This is a genomic window from Pseudomonas entomophila (assembly GCF_023277925.1).
Lineage (GTDB): Bacteria > Pseudomonadota > Gammaproteobacteria > Pseudomonadales > Pseudomonadaceae > Aquipseudomonas > Aquipseudomonas entomophila_D.
Genome location: NZ_CP063832.1, coordinates 1,663,934 through 1,680,780 on the forward strand (window position 1 = coordinate 1,663,934; position 16,847 = coordinate 1,680,780).

The 16,847-nt window shown below is 61.1% G+C and carries 13 protein-coding genes; 5 read left to right on the top strand and 8 right to left on the bottom strand.

Translation table 11 applies throughout. The features are described 5' to 3' along the window. Positions 1 to 32: 32 nt before the first annotated feature. The 5 genes from IM733_RS07295 to IM733_RS07315 all read left to right on the top strand — a co-directional run bounded on the left by IM733_RS07295 (position 33) and on the right by IM733_RS07315 (position 6,708). On the top strand, positions 33 to 1,517 hold the full coding sequence (locus IM733_RS07295) for a heme utilization protein (protein ID WP_248920229.1): 1,485 nt from the start codon (positions 33 to 35) through the stop codon (positions 1,515 to 1,517). A 66-nt stretch (positions 1,518 to 1,583) separates the two neighbouring features. Further along, the gene (locus IM733_RS07300) at positions 1,584 to 2,264 is read left to right on the top strand and encodes a C39 family peptidase (RefSeq protein WP_248920230.1); all 681 of its coding nucleotides are present in this window, start codon (positions 1,584 to 1,586) and stop codon (positions 2,262 to 2,264) included. 32 nt (positions 2,265 to 2,296) lie between these two features. Next, on the top strand, positions 2,297 to 3,043 hold the full coding sequence (locus tag IM733_RS07305) for a hypothetical protein (protein ID WP_248920231.1): 747 nt from the start codon (positions 2,297 to 2,299) through the stop codon (positions 3,041 to 3,043). A 46-nt stretch (positions 3,044 to 3,089) separates the two neighbouring features. After that, positions 3,090 to 4,373: a hypothetical protein gene (locus IM733_RS07310; RefSeq protein ID WP_248920232.1), complete on the top strand. Its 1,284-nt coding sequence runs from the start codon at positions 3,090 to 3,092 to the stop codon at positions 4,371 to 4,373. A gap of 145 nt (positions 4,374 to 4,518) precedes the next feature. Then, on the top strand, positions 4,519 to 6,708 hold the full coding sequence (locus IM733_RS07315; RefSeq protein WP_432760416.1) for an LTA synthase family protein: 2,190 nt from the start codon (positions 4,519 to 4,521) through the stop codon (positions 6,706 to 6,708). Positions 6,709 to 6,821: 113 nt separating this feature from the next. Here IM733_RS07315 and IM733_RS07320 read toward each other — a convergent pair whose 3' ends face one another. From IM733_RS07320 to IM733_RS07355, 8 genes are all read right to left on the bottom strand, one after another. After that, entirely contained in the window at positions 6,822 to 7,628 is an 807-nt protein-coding gene (locus tag IM733_RS07320; protein ID WP_044488146.1) for a CpsD/CapB family tyrosine-protein kinase, read from the bottom strand. Positions 7,629 to 7,639: 11 nt separating this feature from the next. After that, entirely contained in the window at positions 7,640 to 9,208 is a 1,569-nt protein-coding gene (locus IM733_RS07325; RefSeq protein WP_248920234.1) for a GumC family protein, read from the bottom strand. Between the two features lie 21 nt (positions 9,209 to 9,229). Continuing rightward, positions 9,230 to 10,345 carry a hypothetical protein gene (locus IM733_RS07330; protein WP_248920235.1) on the bottom strand — a complete coding sequence of 372 codons (1,116 nt, stop codon included), beginning with the start codon at positions 10,343 to 10,345 and terminating at the stop codon, positions 9,230 to 9,232. A gap of 28 nt (positions 10,346 to 10,373) precedes the next feature. Next, complete coding sequence (locus IM733_RS07335) at positions 10,374 to 10,928, bottom strand: polysaccharide biosynthesis/export family protein (RefSeq protein ID WP_248920236.1); 555 nt, start codon at positions 10,926 to 10,928, stop codon at positions 10,374 to 10,376. 314 nt (positions 10,929 to 11,242) lie between these two features. After that, positions 11,243 to 11,419: an EPS-associated small membrane protein EppA gene (eppA, locus tag IM733_RS07340; protein WP_167535660.1), complete on the bottom strand. Its 177-nt coding sequence runs from the start codon at positions 11,417 to 11,419 to the stop codon at positions 11,243 to 11,245. Between the two features lie 432 nt (positions 11,420 to 11,851). Next, positions 11,852 to 12,970, bottom strand: a complete 1,119-nt coding sequence (locus IM733_RS07345) for a glycosyltransferase family 61 protein (RefSeq protein WP_248920237.1) — start codon at positions 12,968 to 12,970, stop codon at positions 11,852 to 11,854. A 45-nt stretch (positions 12,971 to 13,015) separates the two neighbouring features. Then, positions 13,016 to 14,170 carry a hypothetical protein gene (locus IM733_RS07350; RefSeq protein WP_248920238.1) on the bottom strand — a complete coding sequence of 385 codons (1,155 nt, stop codon included), beginning with the start codon at positions 14,168 to 14,170 and terminating at the stop codon, positions 13,016 to 13,018. A gap of 347 nt (positions 14,171 to 14,517) precedes the next feature. Continuing rightward, positions 14,518 to 16,752 carry a putative bifunctional diguanylate cyclase/phosphodiesterase gene (locus tag IM733_RS07355; protein WP_248920239.1) on the bottom strand — a complete coding sequence of 745 codons (2,235 nt, stop codon included), beginning with the start codon at positions 16,750 to 16,752 and terminating at the stop codon, positions 14,518 to 14,520. Positions 16,753 to 16,847: the final 95 nt, after the last annotated feature.

Genomic DNA, 16,847 nt, shown 5'->3' on the forward strand with positions numbered 1-16,847 from the left:
ACTTAACCTAAAATAAAGTACGGAGAATCACCATGAAACCCTCGATGGCACTCAAGCCTCTGGTTTTCGCAATTGCTGCGGTCATGGCTGTTGCTGTACAAGCTGGGCAGAATGATCGGCGTGGCCACCACCACGGTCACTATGACCCACCTCCAACCAAGGTGAGCGTCACCGCCACGGCCAAGGCGACTGACGTGCAAAGAAGTACCAACAACAAGATCAAGAACGAAGGCACTATCAACAATGCCGAGATGAGCAGCTCCGCCGCAGGCGCAAGCGGCAACGTCGGTGTCAACGTGGCGGCCGGTAACGGCAACCAACAAGACAACGCCGCCGCCATCGCCAACGCCGGCTCCGATCTCGGTGACCGTGACAACGCCTTCGTCTTCGGCAATGCCACTGCAACCGCCAAGGTCGACCAGACCAGCAGCAACAACAAGGTCTACAACTGGTCGACCCAGAACTCCGCCGTCATGAGTGGTTCGGGTGATGGCAGCAGCGGCAACGTGGGCATCAACATTGCCGGTGGTGATCTCAACCAGCAGAAAAACACCATGGCCATTGCCAACAGCAATGCACCACTGGGTAATGCCACCGCCACTGCCTCCGCCAACCAGAATGGCCCTGGCCTGACAGTGGAAAACAACGCCGACCGCACCTACCGTGTGGACACGCTGACCTTCACCACCACGAAGAGCGGTTCGTCCTCGCGTAGCGGTTCGTTCGACGCCAGTGTCGACAAGAGCTCCAGCTCCAGCTTCAGCGTAGCGGGCAACAGCAGCAGCAGCGCCAGTGGCTCCCACAACAGCAGCTCTAGCGGTTCGAGCAGCAGCAACGCCAGCGGCTCCAGCAGCAGCAGCGCCAGTGGCTCCAACAACTGGGACGCCAATGGCTCCAGCAGCTGGAATGCCAGTGGCTCGGCCAGCCGCGACCACAGCTCGTCGTCGAGTGCTTCGCTGAACGCTTCGCTTGATGCCAGTGCTTCGGGCAGTGCTTCTTCGTCTGAAACCGCCGGCCGCTTCACCCGCTCTCGCAGCGCCGAGTTCGACGCCTCGCTCAACGCCTCGCTTGACGCGTCGATCGACAAGTCGCACCAATCGTCGAGCAACTCGTCCTATGACAAGTCCCGTGACTCGTCGTTCGACAAGTCGTTCAGCTCTTCGTATGACCGCAGCCGTGACTCGTCGTATGACAAGTCTCGCGATTCTTCGTACGAAAAAGCACACGAATCGGCATGGGAAAAAGCCAGCGCTTCGGCCTTCGAGAAATCCGGCGAGAAAGCCTCGCAGTCTTCGGACAGCATTTCGAAGAGCTACAACGAAGCTAGCGATTTCTCGCTTAGCAACTCCGTCTCGTTCCAAGTGCTGACCCCGACCGGCTGGGCCAACCCTGTGACCAACACTGCAACCCTGAGCGGTTCGGTTAATGGTGGCAGCGGCAACCTGGGCGTCAACGTGGCAGCCGGTGTGGGCAACCAGCAAAGCAACTCGCTGGCCATCTCCAACACCTCGATGTAACAGCCGTGGCCTGGAGGCCCCCTTCGGGGGGCCTTCTTCACGAGCGAACCAGGGGGGACAGGGAAAATGCGCATTATCGCCTTGGTATTTTTGCTGTGCGTGGCCAGTGTGAGCGAGGCCGCCCAGATGCCGCTGTCCGTACTGCCGGGTGGCGCAATGATCTACAAACCCGTGCAAAGCATCCGCGAGCGTAAATTCGTCGACCTGGTCCAGCAGAAGACCGACTTCAGCTGCGGCGCCGCGGCGCTGGCGACCATCCTGCGCCAGGCCTACTGGCTCGATGTCGATGAAGAACACATCATCAAGGGCATGCTCGAGCATTCAGACCAGGACCTGGTGCGAGTCCAGGGCTTTTCCATGCTCGACATGAAGCGCTACGTGGAAAGTCTCGGCATGCGTGCCCGCGGTTACCGGGTGGCCCCCGAGACCTTGAACAGCATCCGCATTCCCGTGGTGGTCCTGATGGACATCCGCGGCTACAAGCACTTCGTGGTCATGCAGCGGGTCGACAAAGGCTGGGTCTATATCGGTGACCCGGTGCTCGGCCACAAACGTTTCACGGTCGACGACTTCGTCAAGGGCTGGAACGGCATCATCTTCGCCGTCATCGGCCAGGGCTACGACAAGAGCAATGCCTTGCTCGACCCACCACTGCCGCTGTCCGCCAAGAACCGCATCAATAACTTCACCCCGGTGCAAGACGCTGAGCTGATCGATTTCGGCTTCATCCGCAGCGACTTCTTCTAATGAAAAGGAGCACCACGCTCCGGGAGCATCCCATGAACACACGCATTTGGCTGGCACTGGCGTGCCTGGCAGCCAGCCTGTCGACGCAGGCAGAGACCTTCAAGCCCATCGAGCTCAAGGACCAGGAGCTGGCCAACCTGCGCGGCCGCTACGTCCTGCCTGGGCGGATCGTCAGCTTTGGTATCGTCATGACCAGTACCTGGCAGAATGCCAACGGTGAAGTGATCGGCGCGACGTCCTCGATGCAGATCCAGCATTCGACCATCACGCCGCAGTTCTATGTGTCGATGATCAATGAAAACGGCAATGGCTCCTCTTCATCGCAAAGCAGCGGGACTGGCAGCGTAACCGGTGGCAGTGGCCTGAACACCACCCAGGGCGTCACCCAGGTCGTGCGCGCCGCCGGCGACTTCAACGCGGCGCAGAACAATGTCGATATCAATGTCACCAAGGGCAACGAAGCACCCACGACGCAGCCCCAGGGGCAAGTCCTGGCAGCAGGCTCGACGGTGATGGGCAGCAACGGCGCAGGCACATTGAGCGTTTCCGCCAGCAATTCAGGGCTGCAGCTCAATATCGACGCCGGCAACAACCAGGGCAGCAGCCTTCAGCGCCTGGCCCAGGGCGGGCTGATGCAGAACACCACCTTGCTGGGTTCCGGCAACCGGGTGAACAACCTCACCTCGCTGAATATCGTGTTGCGCGACGGTGCGGCGGCAGCCGGATCGGTCGGTACCAACCTTGACCAGCTCAAAGGCCTACGCACTTCCGGATACTGATCTACGCTCAGTCTCATCTTTTGTAGTCAGAAGGGACGGCTAACTCATGCACCGATTGTCAGCACTCAGAGCTATTGTCTGTTTGAGTACCCTGGCTCCGGCCAGTTTGCTGCACGCGGCAACGGACCCGCAGGTCGAAGCGCTGAAACAGGAACTCATCCAGTTGAAGCAGCGCTACGAGGCACAACAGAACGCGCTGATGGTGTTGGAGCAACGGCTTCGCCAGGTGGAGGAAACACCAGCGGCCGCGCCACCCAAGCGCCTGGTGCGGTCCCCTGCGGAGAAGGCCAAGGGCGCGCAGACCGTGGCTTCGGGGGCACCGGGCGCCTCCGGCAGCTCGTATGGCCAGTCGCTCCAGGACGATTCGCAGCCCGCGCAGAGCGTGTCCAACCTGTATGACGAAGCCAGCGGCTTCTTCGGCGGCGGCAAGTTCAGCGTCGAAACCGGGCTAACCTACTCGCGCTACGACACCCAGGCGCTGGTGCTCAACGGTTTCCTGGCGCTGGATTCGATCTTCCTCGGCAACATCAACATCGACCGCATCAAGGCGGATGTCTGGACGCTGGACCTGACCGCACGCTACAACGTCGACCAGCGCTGGCAATTCGACGTCAACGTTCCAATCGTCTATCGCGAGTCCACCTATTCTTCCGGCGGTGTGCAAGGCTCCGGCAAGAACGCCTCCGACGCCAGTGTCACCCGCGACCCCGAGATCGGCGATGTCAACTTCGGTGTCGCCTACAAGTTCATCGATGAATCGGAAAACTGGCCCGACGCCGTCGCGACGCTGCGCGTGAAGGCCCCGACCGGCAAGGACCCCTACGGCATCAAGCTGGTCCAGGCCGACCCTTCCAACGACAACCTGTTCGTGCCCGAAAGCCTGCCCACCGGCAACGGCGTCTGGGCGATCACGCCAGGCATCTCGCTGGTCAAGACCTTCGACCCGGCCGTGCTGTTCGGTAGCCTGTCCTACACCTACAACATGCAGGACTCGTTCAGCGACATCAGCCCCACGGTCAACACCAAAGTCGGGGGTGATGTAAAACTCGGCGATTCGTGGCAGGTCGGCGGCGGTATCGCATTTGCCCTGAACGAGAAGATGAGCATGTCGTTCTCGGTCACCGACCAGTTCGCCCGCAAGAGCAAGATCAAGCAGGACGGCGGCGACTGGCAGTCGATCACCAACAGCGACTACAACGCGGCGAACTTCAACGTCGGCCTGACTTTCGCCGCCTCCAACAACCTGACCATCGTGCCCAACCTGTCCATCGGCCTGACCGAAGACGCGCCGGACTTCACCTTCAGCCTGAAATTCCCCTACTACTTCTGACCTTGCCAGTTGAATGGGCCTGCCGTGCGGGCCCGTCATTTGGTAACCAACCTTGTCCTACAGACGCTGCGTATGCGTGGCCTGATATCATTCGGCACATTTATGTGACGATTTGATGGCAAGAAGGAACGCTTACGTGAGAAACATGCTTGGCCACCCACATGCCCGGTTGATCACCCTGGGCACGCTGGTACTGGCCATTCCCCTGGCTGCGCGCGCCCTACTGGGCTGGTCCGACCCGCTGGGGTACCTGTCCGACCTGGCGATCGGTAGCCTGCTGGTGCTGCTGTTGCAGCGTGCGCCGCTGTGGCTGGCGCTGCCCGTGGTACTGGCCTGGGCCGGCCTGCTGATCGCCTCTGCCGAACTGGTCAGCGCGGTCGGGCGCCTGCCCAACCAGGCGGACCTGACCTACCTGTTCGATCCACAGTTCATGGAGAACTCCACCGGCGGCGCCCTGGCCAGGCCTTGGTTGCCTTGGCTGCTGTCGGGCGCCCTGCTCGCCTGGCTGGCGACCGCCTGCTTCGGCACGCGTCGAGGCGCTGCCCTGCCGCGCAAGGCCTGGGCCGTGCCGGCGGTGTTGCTGGCGATGCATTGGGGCAGCCAGCAGCTCGCGCCGTCGGAGGCCGATCAGTGGCGTCAATACAACCTGCCACACCAGCTGCTCTCGGCGGCGGCAGGGCAGTTGCAGCAGCAGGCCCAGGTGCTGGTCATGGGGGAAACACCTGTCATGCCACTGCCCATTGCCGGCCTCACCCAGGCCGACCTGCACGGCCAGCGGCTGTTCGACGGCCCGGGCTCGGCGCGCAACCTGCTGATCATCACCGTCGAAGGGATCCCCGGCACCTATATTCGAGCCAACCGCCAGGCCGTAGGCAGCCGGTTCGACGAAGAGCTCATGCCCAATCTCAGCCGCTGGGCCGAACGCGGCATGAACACCCCCGACTACGTACTGCATACCCACCAGACCATTCGTGGCCTGTACGCCATGCTCTGCGGCGACTACGACAAGCTGGCCAACGGCACCCCGAAAGGCGTCGAACTGCTGACCCAGGACGTGCGCAACCAGGCCTGCCTGCCCGCACAACTGCGCCAGGCCGGCTTCAGCACCCACTACCTGCAAGGTGCCGGGCTGCGCTTCATGGCCAAGGACCGGATCATGCCGCACATCGGTTTCGACCAGGTGCACGGCCTGGAGTGGTTCAACAACGCGAACTACCTGGAGTTCCCCTGGGGCAAAGACGACCGTGCGTTCTTCGAAGGTGCCCTGGACTACGTGGGCAAACTGCGCAAGCAGCCACAACCCTGGATGCTCACCCTGCTGACCGTGGGCACCCACCAGCCCTACTCCGCCCCCGACGACTACTTGCAGCGCCATGCCACCGCCAAGCAGGCCGCGGTCGCCTACCTCGACGACGCCCTGGGCGGTTTTCTCGACGCCCTCGAACGCCAGGGTGTACTGGAGGACACCCTGGTGGTCGTCACCTCGGACGAGTCCCACGGCATCGATGGCGTGCGGCTGGCGTCGTCATGGGGGTTCAACCTTACCCTGGCGCCTGAACAACTCCAGTTGCCCAGGCTCAACCGAGGCACCTATGGCCATGTCGACCTGACCGCTTCGCTGCTCGACTACTTCAGTCTGCCGATCCCGGCCGCGCTGGCGGGGCGATCGTTGTACCGCGACTACGACAGCGGCCGTGAAATGATCGCCTACACCAATGGCGTGCTGCGCTACCACGATGGCCAGGGCACCTTTAGCGAATGCGACTTCCAGCAGCGCTGCCGGCGCTATGCCAGCGAAGGTTTCATTACCGAGCAGGCTCGCTTCGTGGGCCACGGCGAACACACCCTCGGCCCACAGATCAGCTTGCTGGCCACCACCCTCGACCAGTCGCTGCTCAACACCCCGCTCAACCTGCGCTACCAGTTCGGCGGCCCCGCGCCCATCGCGCTGCAGGACCGCATCCGTGACGACTGGGCGGACAACCTCATCGGTGCGCAATACCTGGAAATGCCCGAGGGCTCGCGCACCCGGGTACGCATCAAGATCCGGGCGCTCGACCCGAAACATGAAGCCTATATCCAGCTGAAGGCCAAGGAGCGTGAGCAGGATGTGGCGCTGGGGCTGCCCGAGGAAGTGCGGGTAACGGCCGACCAGCCATTGGAAATAGAGTTCGGTTTCGACAACCCCATCGAGCGCAAGGCGTTCTCCTTCCACCTGCTGGGCTACGGCGGCGGAGAGGTCGAGGTCAGTGATTTCAGCGTGATCACCGCGCTGCCAGGCGAGGAAGAAACCCTGGAGGAGCGCGTGGACGGGCATATCGCCCAGTCCACCTGACGGCGATATCTTTGTAAGAGCGGCTTTAACCGCGATGCGCCGCGCGAGCGGCGCTCGATCTCATAAACTCCACAACAACACCGACCAACACGTTGATGGGCTGGCCGTGCACGTCAATAGTAGGAACGCTTCTGCGGCTCCGCCTTGTTCAATACCGCACCGATCAGGTTGGCCGTGGCCAGGTGATACAGGCAGTCCTCGATCTCCTTCTTGCTGTTCACGCCGTTGGCGACCACCAGCAACACACAGTCGAACTTGGGCAACACGGTGATCGCATCGTCGGAACTGAGCAGCGGTGGCAAGTCGAAGATGCAGATACGCGACTCGTAACGTTCGCGCAGGTCGCTGATCAGGTTGCTCACCTTTGGCGAAGACAACATTTCAGTGGACAACGGTATCGGTTCACGGGTTGGCAACACCACGAAACGCGGCAAGGTCGGGTTGACCATCACCTCTTCGAGCCCCGACTTGCCGGCCAGCAGCTCGTTGAGCGCCTTGTCCATCGGCAGCCCGAGGGCACTGCCGACTCTCGGGCGACGCAGGTCGAAGTCAACCAGCAACGCCGTCTTGGTCGTGTGGTGAGCGATGCTCATGGCCAGGTTGATCGACAGCACCGTCTTGCCGGCTTCGGGCGTCGGCGATGTGATTGCCAGGGTGCGCCACCCCTTCTCTTCCATGGTCTGCAGGATCTGCGTGCGCAGCAGGTCGAACGCCCAGCTCATGTTCGAGTTCTTGTTGTAGGCCACGATTCGATTGCGCTCCAGATGCTCCGCACGCAGTGGCACGACCTTGGTCTGAACATAATCGAAGGGGCCCAGCAGTTCATGCTGCTCCACCAGTGGCACGGGCTGCGGTGTCTCCGAGGCACCCGGTGAAACCTGATGAAGGTTCTTTCCAACAACCGGCGTAATCCTGTCCATCGTGACCTTCCCTATGCAAACCGAGCCATGACTTTGAACAGCAGAACATCCAGCGGCATATAGAACAGGTGGATGACCACCAGCAGAACAGCCGCCAGCAGAATACCCACGCTGACCAGCATCACCCGCCATTTCCTGCGCCGAGCCAGATCCGCCTGGGTAGAGATGTAGGGCACGGCGACCAGCACACGTTTACCCAGGACGCTTTCCAAGGCCCCCACGCCGCGTATGCGCTGGTTCAGCAACTCCAGCAGCATGACCAATGCACCGCCACCGGCCGGTGCCAGCACCAGGCCAAGGGCGACGATTTTCTTGCGATTGGGCTTGACCGGTTTCTCGGGCATCAGCGGGGGTTCGAGCAGTACGAAACGTTCAGCCTTGTTTTCCTGCTCCAGGCTCTCGGTGATCTTGGCGCCCATTTCCTTGGCGCGGATCTCCTCGTACTTCTTGCGTGCGTTGTCATGATCGCGCATCAAGGTGACCAAGCCACGCTCGACCTGTGGCGCTTCGAGAATCTGCGCCTCGTAGCTCTCCATCTTCTTGGTCAGCTCGCGCTTCTGCTGGGCCAACGAAGCGATCGTGTCCTGCGCCGCGACAATCTTGGCCCGGGCTCGGGCCACATCAAGACTGACCGATACCGCCGCCAGGCCCTTGCCGTCGGTGGCGCCCTCAAGCGCCTGGATCTTGCGTTTAATCGCGATCACGTCGGGGTGTGCCGGGGTGTACTTGGTCAGCAACCTGGTGTATTCGGCCTTGAGGCTGCCCAGGTCCTGCGGCTGCTCGGCGGCAGAGGGGCGAGTGCCGTCGGGGCGAGTGGCCAAGCCGGCGTTCGCCGCCGACAGTTCGAGCTCCAGGTAGCGCAGCTCTTCCTGGGCATTCTTGTAGTCGCGGTCCACTTCCCGGAATTCCAGCTCCGAGCGTGACAACATGCTCATGCGCAGCGACTGGTTCTCGGGTAAGGCGTTGGCGTGGGCCTGTTTGAAGTCCGCCAGCTGGTTTTCCAGCGTGGCCAGCTCGGTACCCAGCTTGTCGGCTTCCTGGGTCAGGAATTCGGTGGTTTCACTGGCGCGCTCGGTACGTTGCTTCATGTTCTCGTTGAGAAACAGCGTCACCAGTTCGTTGGCCACTTCCTTGGCGACTTCCGGGCGCTTGTGCTCGAACGACACGCTGAACGCCACGGTGGTCTCGCCCCGCCCTTTGACGAAAGTGCTGAGGGTGGTCACGACGATGGCGTTGCGCATCTGGTCGATCTTGTCGGCTTCGCTGAACTGTCGGCCCTTGTCAGCGAACAGGTTGTACTTGTCGATGATCTGCAACAGGTTCTCGCGGGTCATGACCCGTTGGCGGATGACCTCGATACGCTCATCGGCGAAGCTGTTGTTGTTGTTGGACACCAGTTCCGGCGAAATCTGTTGCGACTCGACCAGAATGGTGCCGGTCGACTGATAGACCGGCGGCACCGAAACCGCCACCCCCACTGTCGCCGCCAGGATGACCACCGCCGTCACCCCCAGCAGCAGGGCGCGGTCCTTGATGATAGCGATGTAGTCTTTCAGGGACAGCTCGTATTCAGATTTCATGGCGGCCACCCAACTGAGGATTCAGAGGTCGGGAAATCTATAAGTCAGCGTAAGTCCAGCGATTGTAGCTTCGGCATCGGGCGAGCCATTTTGTTGGCGCTCCTTGTACATCAACGATAGGCGCAGATCCCAAAAAGGCGAGAATTGCCGACTGCCCCAGATGCTGTAGGTCTGCAGCGTGTTCGGCGTCTGCCCCTTGCTGTCCTGCCAGGCCGCGTCGACACCCACACGGTTGAGCTCGCTGAGCGCATAGCTCCAGCTACCGCGGATCATATCGAGTTCAGCGAAACCACCCTCGGCGCTGGCGACGGTGCTGCGCTCGGCACTGAGGCTGGCATCGGTGCGCAGGCCCCGGTAATTGAGCAATACGCCGCCTTCTCCGCGGCGCTGGCCTGAGCCGGACACCTGGCTGACGCCAAGATGCACGACGCTCTCCAGTTGATCGGAAAACTGGTACTTCATACCGATGGTCGGCGTGTAGCTGTTGGTGGCGACAGCCCCCGCGCTGGTCTGCTCAGGCTCATACCGCCGCACCCGCACGCTGCTGAAGACATCAGTGCGCTCGCTCCAGGCGTAGGTGTACTTGAGCGTGTTCGCGTACTCGTCGAAACCGGTCAGTGAGGTGATGTCATAACGCGCGTGGTTGTAGGTGGTTTCGTTGTCCAGAGTGCCCCGCTCGCTGAGCGCATAGCTCCAGTTCGCGGTCAGCGTGCTCAGTTTCTGCGTGCCGTCGGTGGTGACCACGCCGGTATCCAGCACGGTGCCGGAGAGTGTCGAGCTTTCGATGTACTGCCCACTCAAGCCGAAATGCCCGCGCTCGGTTTCCCGCCGCCAGCCCAGGCTGAGGTCGGGGTCCTCGCGATTGCCCAGCACACTGGTGTCGGAGGAATGCAGCACGTGCGCCCCCAGCCCCAGCCGCCACTCATCGCGGTCGAAAGTGCCGACTAGGCTGTAGCGTGGCTCGATCATCGTTCGCATCACACCCTTCTCGTCCGAGGTCAGGAGCAATGGGTTGCTGTCGTACTCGACGGTCGTGGGTACCACGACCGAGGATTGCCAGATGGACGCTTGGGCCAGGCCCGTGTACGGCAACATCAGTAACGCTGTTGCAACACTTGTTGTTCGAATAATAGGCACTATGAATTCTTAATTAAGTCGAGCAGGCTCACGGGACGACCAAGGTGTCGCCCGCCTGGAGTTGGAAGTTTGTCGAAAGATCGCGGCCGGAAACCAAATCCTTGTAACGTACCGGCAGCACTTTTTGTGAACTGCCCTGGCCGCGGATCACCTTGATGTCGCTTACGTCCGCAAATTTGTCCAGTCCACCAGACATGCTCAGTGCTTGAAGCACTGCAGTAGGGCCGGCCATCGACACTGGTCCGGACTTCACTACTTTACCCTGGACATACACAACGTTGCCGGCGGGGTTGATTACCACCACGCTGACATTGGGTTCGGCAAGATACTCTTTAAGCTTGACGCCGATTCTCTGCGCCGCGCCGGTGGCATCCAGCCCAACCACGTCTACGCGGCCCACCAACGGAAACGTGATGCTGCCATCAGGCAGAACAGTGGTTTCCTGGCGCAGAGTATCTTCCTGCCAGACAGAGATCATCACTCTGTCACCAGGGCTCAACAGGTAGGGAGTTGGTTCATTGGCGCCAGATGCACCGGACCACAGCATCAGCACGCCCAACAGGGGAAGCAGCAAACGCACCATGAGGGGTCCCTCCGGCCAACGGGTGGCCATGCAAAAGAGCACTGAACGAGAACAGCACACTACCTCTTCGCTCCGCTTCGCAGCCACACGGCTCGCTGCGGCGACCCCGATCTTCCTGGAGGTCCGCTTCACCAGCGCTGCCATCACCGATAAGTTATGGTGCTGGCTGCTGATACTGGCTAGTGGAATATAGCAATCGCCGGGGAATTCTCAAGCGGTTGACAGTATTGTCGATCGCCATTGCCGTCGATTGGCTGACGCAGACCTTGAAAGAAGCTTGGATCGGGTCAAGCTCAAGCCTTCCAGGCAGGCCGTCAGATCCGTTTTCTGTTCGCAACCGCGACAAAACCGATGACGGCAAAGCCAAACAGCCAACCTGCCGTCGCCAACGGAATGACACTTGACTGATTGATATAAGAATCGGCCGCTCGCGCTGCGCCACTAATAAGCACCAACAGGAAAATCGACTTGATGAACAGTGTCGAGCGCATATTCCCCTCCTGGAAAGAGGACAACCGTTGTAGGTGAGCGGTAGTTTCCATCGCCCGTAAAATGAGCTTATGGGCACAATGACATTACGTCAACGATCCGGCACCATGATAAAAATCAATCGGGCATCATTACGCTCGTCAAAATTCCGCCAACAAATAATGCAACTGTCTTTCCCTACACTCAGCGCATGATTTTTTTGCTAAACACCAAAGCAATCAAGTATTCAAACACTTTTGCGCAACAGTCCTGTCAACGGTACGTCGTTATCATCCCTGTTTGACGGCGGACAGAGAACAACACTGTGTTTCATCCGCGAACATCAAGCGAGAATGATTGTGCTTTTCGATCATTATTTGACACGGTGGCGCCAACCTTGAAACCGTTGCAATAGTCCGGCCTATGCCACTCCATGCACGACCCACGCAAGCATCTCAGGATGGCAACAGGTCCAACGTGCGTTCGACCTCGTCGATATCGATCCTGAAACCTTCGCCCTCCGGCACGCCTACCACGAAGGCATAGTGCTGCTGGTCCCGGTCGGTCAGGTACTTGTAGTAGCTGACAAAACGGTTCGGTGGCTGCAACGCCAGCAAGGTGCTGCCTGCCTGCATGACATTGACACCATGAACCAACTGGCTCCCCTCGACGCCAATCACCACCCGCGCCCCCGCGCAGGCCGCAATGATGGTCGGGACATCGTTTTTCATCGGGTCGATGACCCGAAAGCCACGGTGCTGGCGCAGGTGCTCGGCGATCTCGAGCTCATTGCGCAGCAAACGCAGGTCACCATCGCTACCCCGCAGGATGAATACGCCGGGGTGCGGTGCATGTTGCACATGCGACAGCAGTTTGTCGCCCATCGCCCGGTAGCGCAGGTGCCGATTGCGGTTGTTGCTCAGGTCGTCGAACAACACCAGTTCGCGGATGAACGCACCGCGTAAGCGCAGGGGCTGCATCCCCAGCCAGTCTTCGTAGGCCGGCCCTTGAGTGAACAGAGGGAATCGCGCGGATGGCGCGGTGGTGATCGGAATGCCCTCCTCGCATGCAAGGGCGTAGGTCGGGCAGTCTTCCATCAGCCAGGTGCCGAACCAGGTATTGCCGTTCTGCGTGCAATAGGCCGCCGCGCGTTCAAGCTCATGCTCGACGATAATCCGCGGGAAGGTGCAAGGTTTCAGCGACAGCCAGTGGCTGGCGTCACCTTTGTACAGGGCGCCGTCGACCAACCAGACATCCTTTATCAGGTAGCCCCGTGTCGGGCCTTGCTCCGTGGTGATGCCGCCCTCCATGGTGCGCCCAGGATGCACGTAGGGGTAGAAGCGCTTGCCTTCCCAGCCGGTCACCCGCTCCATCTGGTTGGGCAGGTAGATCGCCGGAGGCGAGAGCGTGGTTTCGCCCGGGGCGATATCCCAGCTTTTCGCCGCCACACGCTTGATGTCCAGGTCCGCCTTGCGCGCAAGGCGCTTCCTCGCCATGTACTTGTAGGCAGCGAGGGTCCAGGTATGCCGACTGGCTACGGCCACTTCGCTGAGCTTCGAAATATCGCTTTCCATGAGGCGTCCTCCCTTGAGGATGGCGGCGGTGAGCCGGCACTGGGCTCAATTGGAAAAGATGCGCTCCATCGAGGGGGGCGTCTGCAAACTGGCGTAGCGCGTGCGCAGGGTCTCGAGGAACTGCTCGCCAGCGCGACCGGCGCCGTAGAGATAAATCTTGTGCAGGCCGCCAAAGACCATTTCGTGATAACGGTCGGCGACTTCCTCATCACTGGCGTCATCCGGCAAGCCCAGGTGCAGCGTCAACTTGCTACCTTCCACGGCGAACAGTGGCGTATCCCAGAGGAACTGCGCCACACCCGCCTTGGGCAGGCGCACGAACATGTAGGCATGATTGCCCAGTGAATCGATATCGCCACCACGCCTTCTCTTCCACTTCAACAATCCGTCATCCGGGCGGGCCAGGCACAGGCCAATGTCGTAGTAGTCGAAACCGTGCTCCAATGCCCATTCCAGTGCCATGAACGTGGTGATGGAGTTGACCTCGCGCAGGCGCTTGGGGTCCGAAAACACCGCTTCGCAATAGCCGAAGCGCAAGGTGCTCCAGTACCGTTTGCCGCCCCGGGTGATCTCGCAGCCCAGGTGGCAGGCCACCACCTCTCCATCGAAGGTGATCAGGTCGAGCCGCCCCACCCCCTTGGCCAGGCGAAACACATCGTCGGTGGGAAACTGCGCCGCATGGATACCCTGGCGCGCTGTGGCATAAGGCCGTAGCAGTTCCCTGTCGGCCATGGCGATCTCTTCATCGTCAAGGGTCTGGCGCATCTGGTACAGGGGCCGGTGCTTGCGAATGCTGCGACGCAGTTCACTGTCGTAGCGGGCGGTTATCTCATCGAGGGAACGCCCCAGGGGCACCACGGCACTCAAATAATGAGGCACATTCAACGCCCCTGACGTGGGCATTTCGCTGACCACGACCACATGACCGGATGCGCTCGAGCGTTTTTCGCCTTCCACGACCGGCACATCCCCATGGGATTTGCCGCCGATCAGCAACTTGGCCATGGCCCTTTGCTGTTTTCTACCGATGTAGAGGATCTCGTACGGGCTCTCCTGCTGTAACTTGAACCTGGCGACTTCCCAACGCCAGAAGCAGGCGCGACTGAGCAGATCACGCAGTTTGTTAGAAGTATTTCTTATTTCGTAGCGCAGGGAAGGTGATAGGAGTGTCCGGGCAATGGCCGCCAAGTGCGCTTTCATGTCTTCTCCGATGTCCATGCATGCTGCCGGTGGGGGCAGATCAGAAAAATTGGCTTGCCCTTTAATATCGCGCGTAATTACTTGACAAACATGACAAACACTTCGCAAGCAACTCATATTCAGTAACAAGTAAAGATGCGCGACCCAACCTTGGCAAGCGGCCAATTGACATCAATGCTGCATTTTAAATGACGTCAATTTTTCTATCAGACCGTTCGCGCTTGTAAAACCACCGTTTATAGCTATTGCTTCGGTATAACTAACGTCTTCCTTATCCCTTCGATATTGAAAGCGCCCAGCGCCATGTGCCGCGGCGCCCTGTCAGGGCGTTGCTCAACCTCTGCCCCTCATGCACCACGGCGGCGGCTTTCATTGGCCGCCAGCCATCGCGCCAGGTCGGCGGCGGGCATCGGCCGCCCGAACAGGAAGCCTTGGCCCTGATCGCACCCGGCGTTACGCAGGAAGTCGAACTGGGCCTGGGTTTCGATGCCCTCGGCGGTAATCCTGAAACCCAGGGCATGCCCCAGGTCGATGATTGCCCTGGCCACGGCCACGGCGTCGTCGTCCTCGGGCAGGTCCTTGATGAAGGCCCGGTCGATCTTCAGATGGTCGATGGGCAGTGCCCGCAGGTAGGCCAGCGACGAATAACCGGTGCCGAAGTCGTCCACCGCCGTGGCCACGCCCATGGCCTGCAACTGGGCCAGCACCGCGCAGGCTTGCTGCTGGCTTTCCATCAGCAGGCTTTCGGTGATCTCCACCTCCAGCAGGTTCGCCGGCAAGCCGTGGCGCTCCAGCGCCGACGCCAGGCTGGTGACGTAGTCGCTGCGCTCGATTTGCAAGGCCGCCACGTTGATCGCCATGGGCCCAGGCAAGCCATCGCCGGCACGCCAGGCGGCCAGTTGGGCGCAGGCCAGCTCCAACACCCGTTCGCCCAACGGAATGATCAGGCCGGTGCGTTCGGCCAACGGAATGAATTCGGCCGGAGACACCAGGCCATGGTGCGGATCGCGCCAGCGCAGCAGTGCCTCGACACCTTCCAGCTGCCCACTGAACAGGTCGACCTTGGGCTGATACCACAGCTCGAATTCGTTGTGCTCCAACGCCCTGCGCAGGTTGCGCTCCAGCTCCAGGCGTTGCTGCAGGCGCTCGGTCATGTCTGGGTGGTATGGGCGCCAGGCGTTGCGCCCGCTCTCCTTGGCCGCGTACATGGCGGTGTCGGCGTGGCGCAGCAGGCTGTCGGCGTCCTCGCCGTGCTGCGGGCTCCAGGCCAGGCCGATACTGCCAGTGACCAGGGTGGCATTGCCGTTGAGGTCGAATGGCCGCTGCAGGCAACGCAGCAAGGCACGGATCTGGTGTTGCACCTGGCCCTGGGCGCCCTGCAGCATGAACACGAACTCATCGCCGCCCAGGCGGCACACCCGATCCTGGCTGTGCAGCTCCTGCAGGAAGCGTGCTGTGGCCTGCTGCAGCAGCAGGTCGCCCATGGGGTGGCCGAGGCTGTCGTTGACCTGCTTGAAGCCGTCGATATCGAGCATCAGCACCGCCAGGCCATGGTCCTGCAGGATGGCCTCGGTCAGTTGCTGCTGGAACAGCACCCGGTTGGGCAACCCGGTGATGGTGTCGTAATGGGCCAGGCGCTCCAGCTGGGCCTGGTACTGGCGCAGCACCCGGTTGCGTTGTTCGAGCAGTCGCTGCTTGCGATTGAGCTGGGCGACAAACAGGCTGAACAAAGCGGTGCAGCTCAAGGCGAACAGGAACAGCGGCGAGGCGAACAGGTCCAGCCCTGCCGCGCTTGCCCGGGGCGCGGCCACCAACTGCCAGACACCGCCAGGCACATCGACGCTCATCTTCACCTGGGATTCGTCGAACAACCGGGGGTCGCCCCAGATCAGCGCACCCTCCGCCCCCTTGCCGTCGACACCGCGCACGGCCAATTCGAACTCGGTATCCGGACGCAACCCAGCGGTGAGCAGCAGCCGGTCGATATCGGCCACGATCGACACATTGCCCCAATAGAACTGCACGCCACGCTTACCCGTGATGAACACCGGGCGTCGATAGATCAGCGCCCTGCCGCCCTGATACAACTGCAAGGGGCCCGCCAGCACGGGACGCGCCTGGTCGCGGGCCGACTGCAGCAGCGGGAACTGGTCGGGCAACTGGCGATAGTCCAGCCCGATCAAGCGTTCATTGCCCCGCATCGGATAGACATCGACGATCACATCCCCCGGCGCCAGCGCGATATGGCGCATGTAGGGGACCGACTGCAAGGCGTCGCGGGCCATGCCATGGAAGTGCGCCGGGCTGATACCGCCATCGGCGGCAATCAACTGGGCGATGCCTTCGGCCTCACCAAACGCAGCACCCAGTTGTGCCTCCAGCGCCCCGCGCATTCCGGCCAGGCGCGCGGCAAGATTACCCAACTGCTCGTTGCGTTCGCGCTGCGCATCGAGGTAGCCGAGGGCGACCGACAGGCCGATACCGACCACAGCGAAGCCGACCGGCAACAGACGATTCAGCGTTTGGCGCAGCGTGCTCGGATTGGGCGGAAGCGCTTCATGGGGGAACTGGGAGAGGGTCATAGGCAGGCGACGAATGGGTATTGAGCAGTTATCGGCGCGGGGCGAGTGAAATTGAGGCTTCTTTTGCCGCTCGACCAGCGCCAGACCTATATACG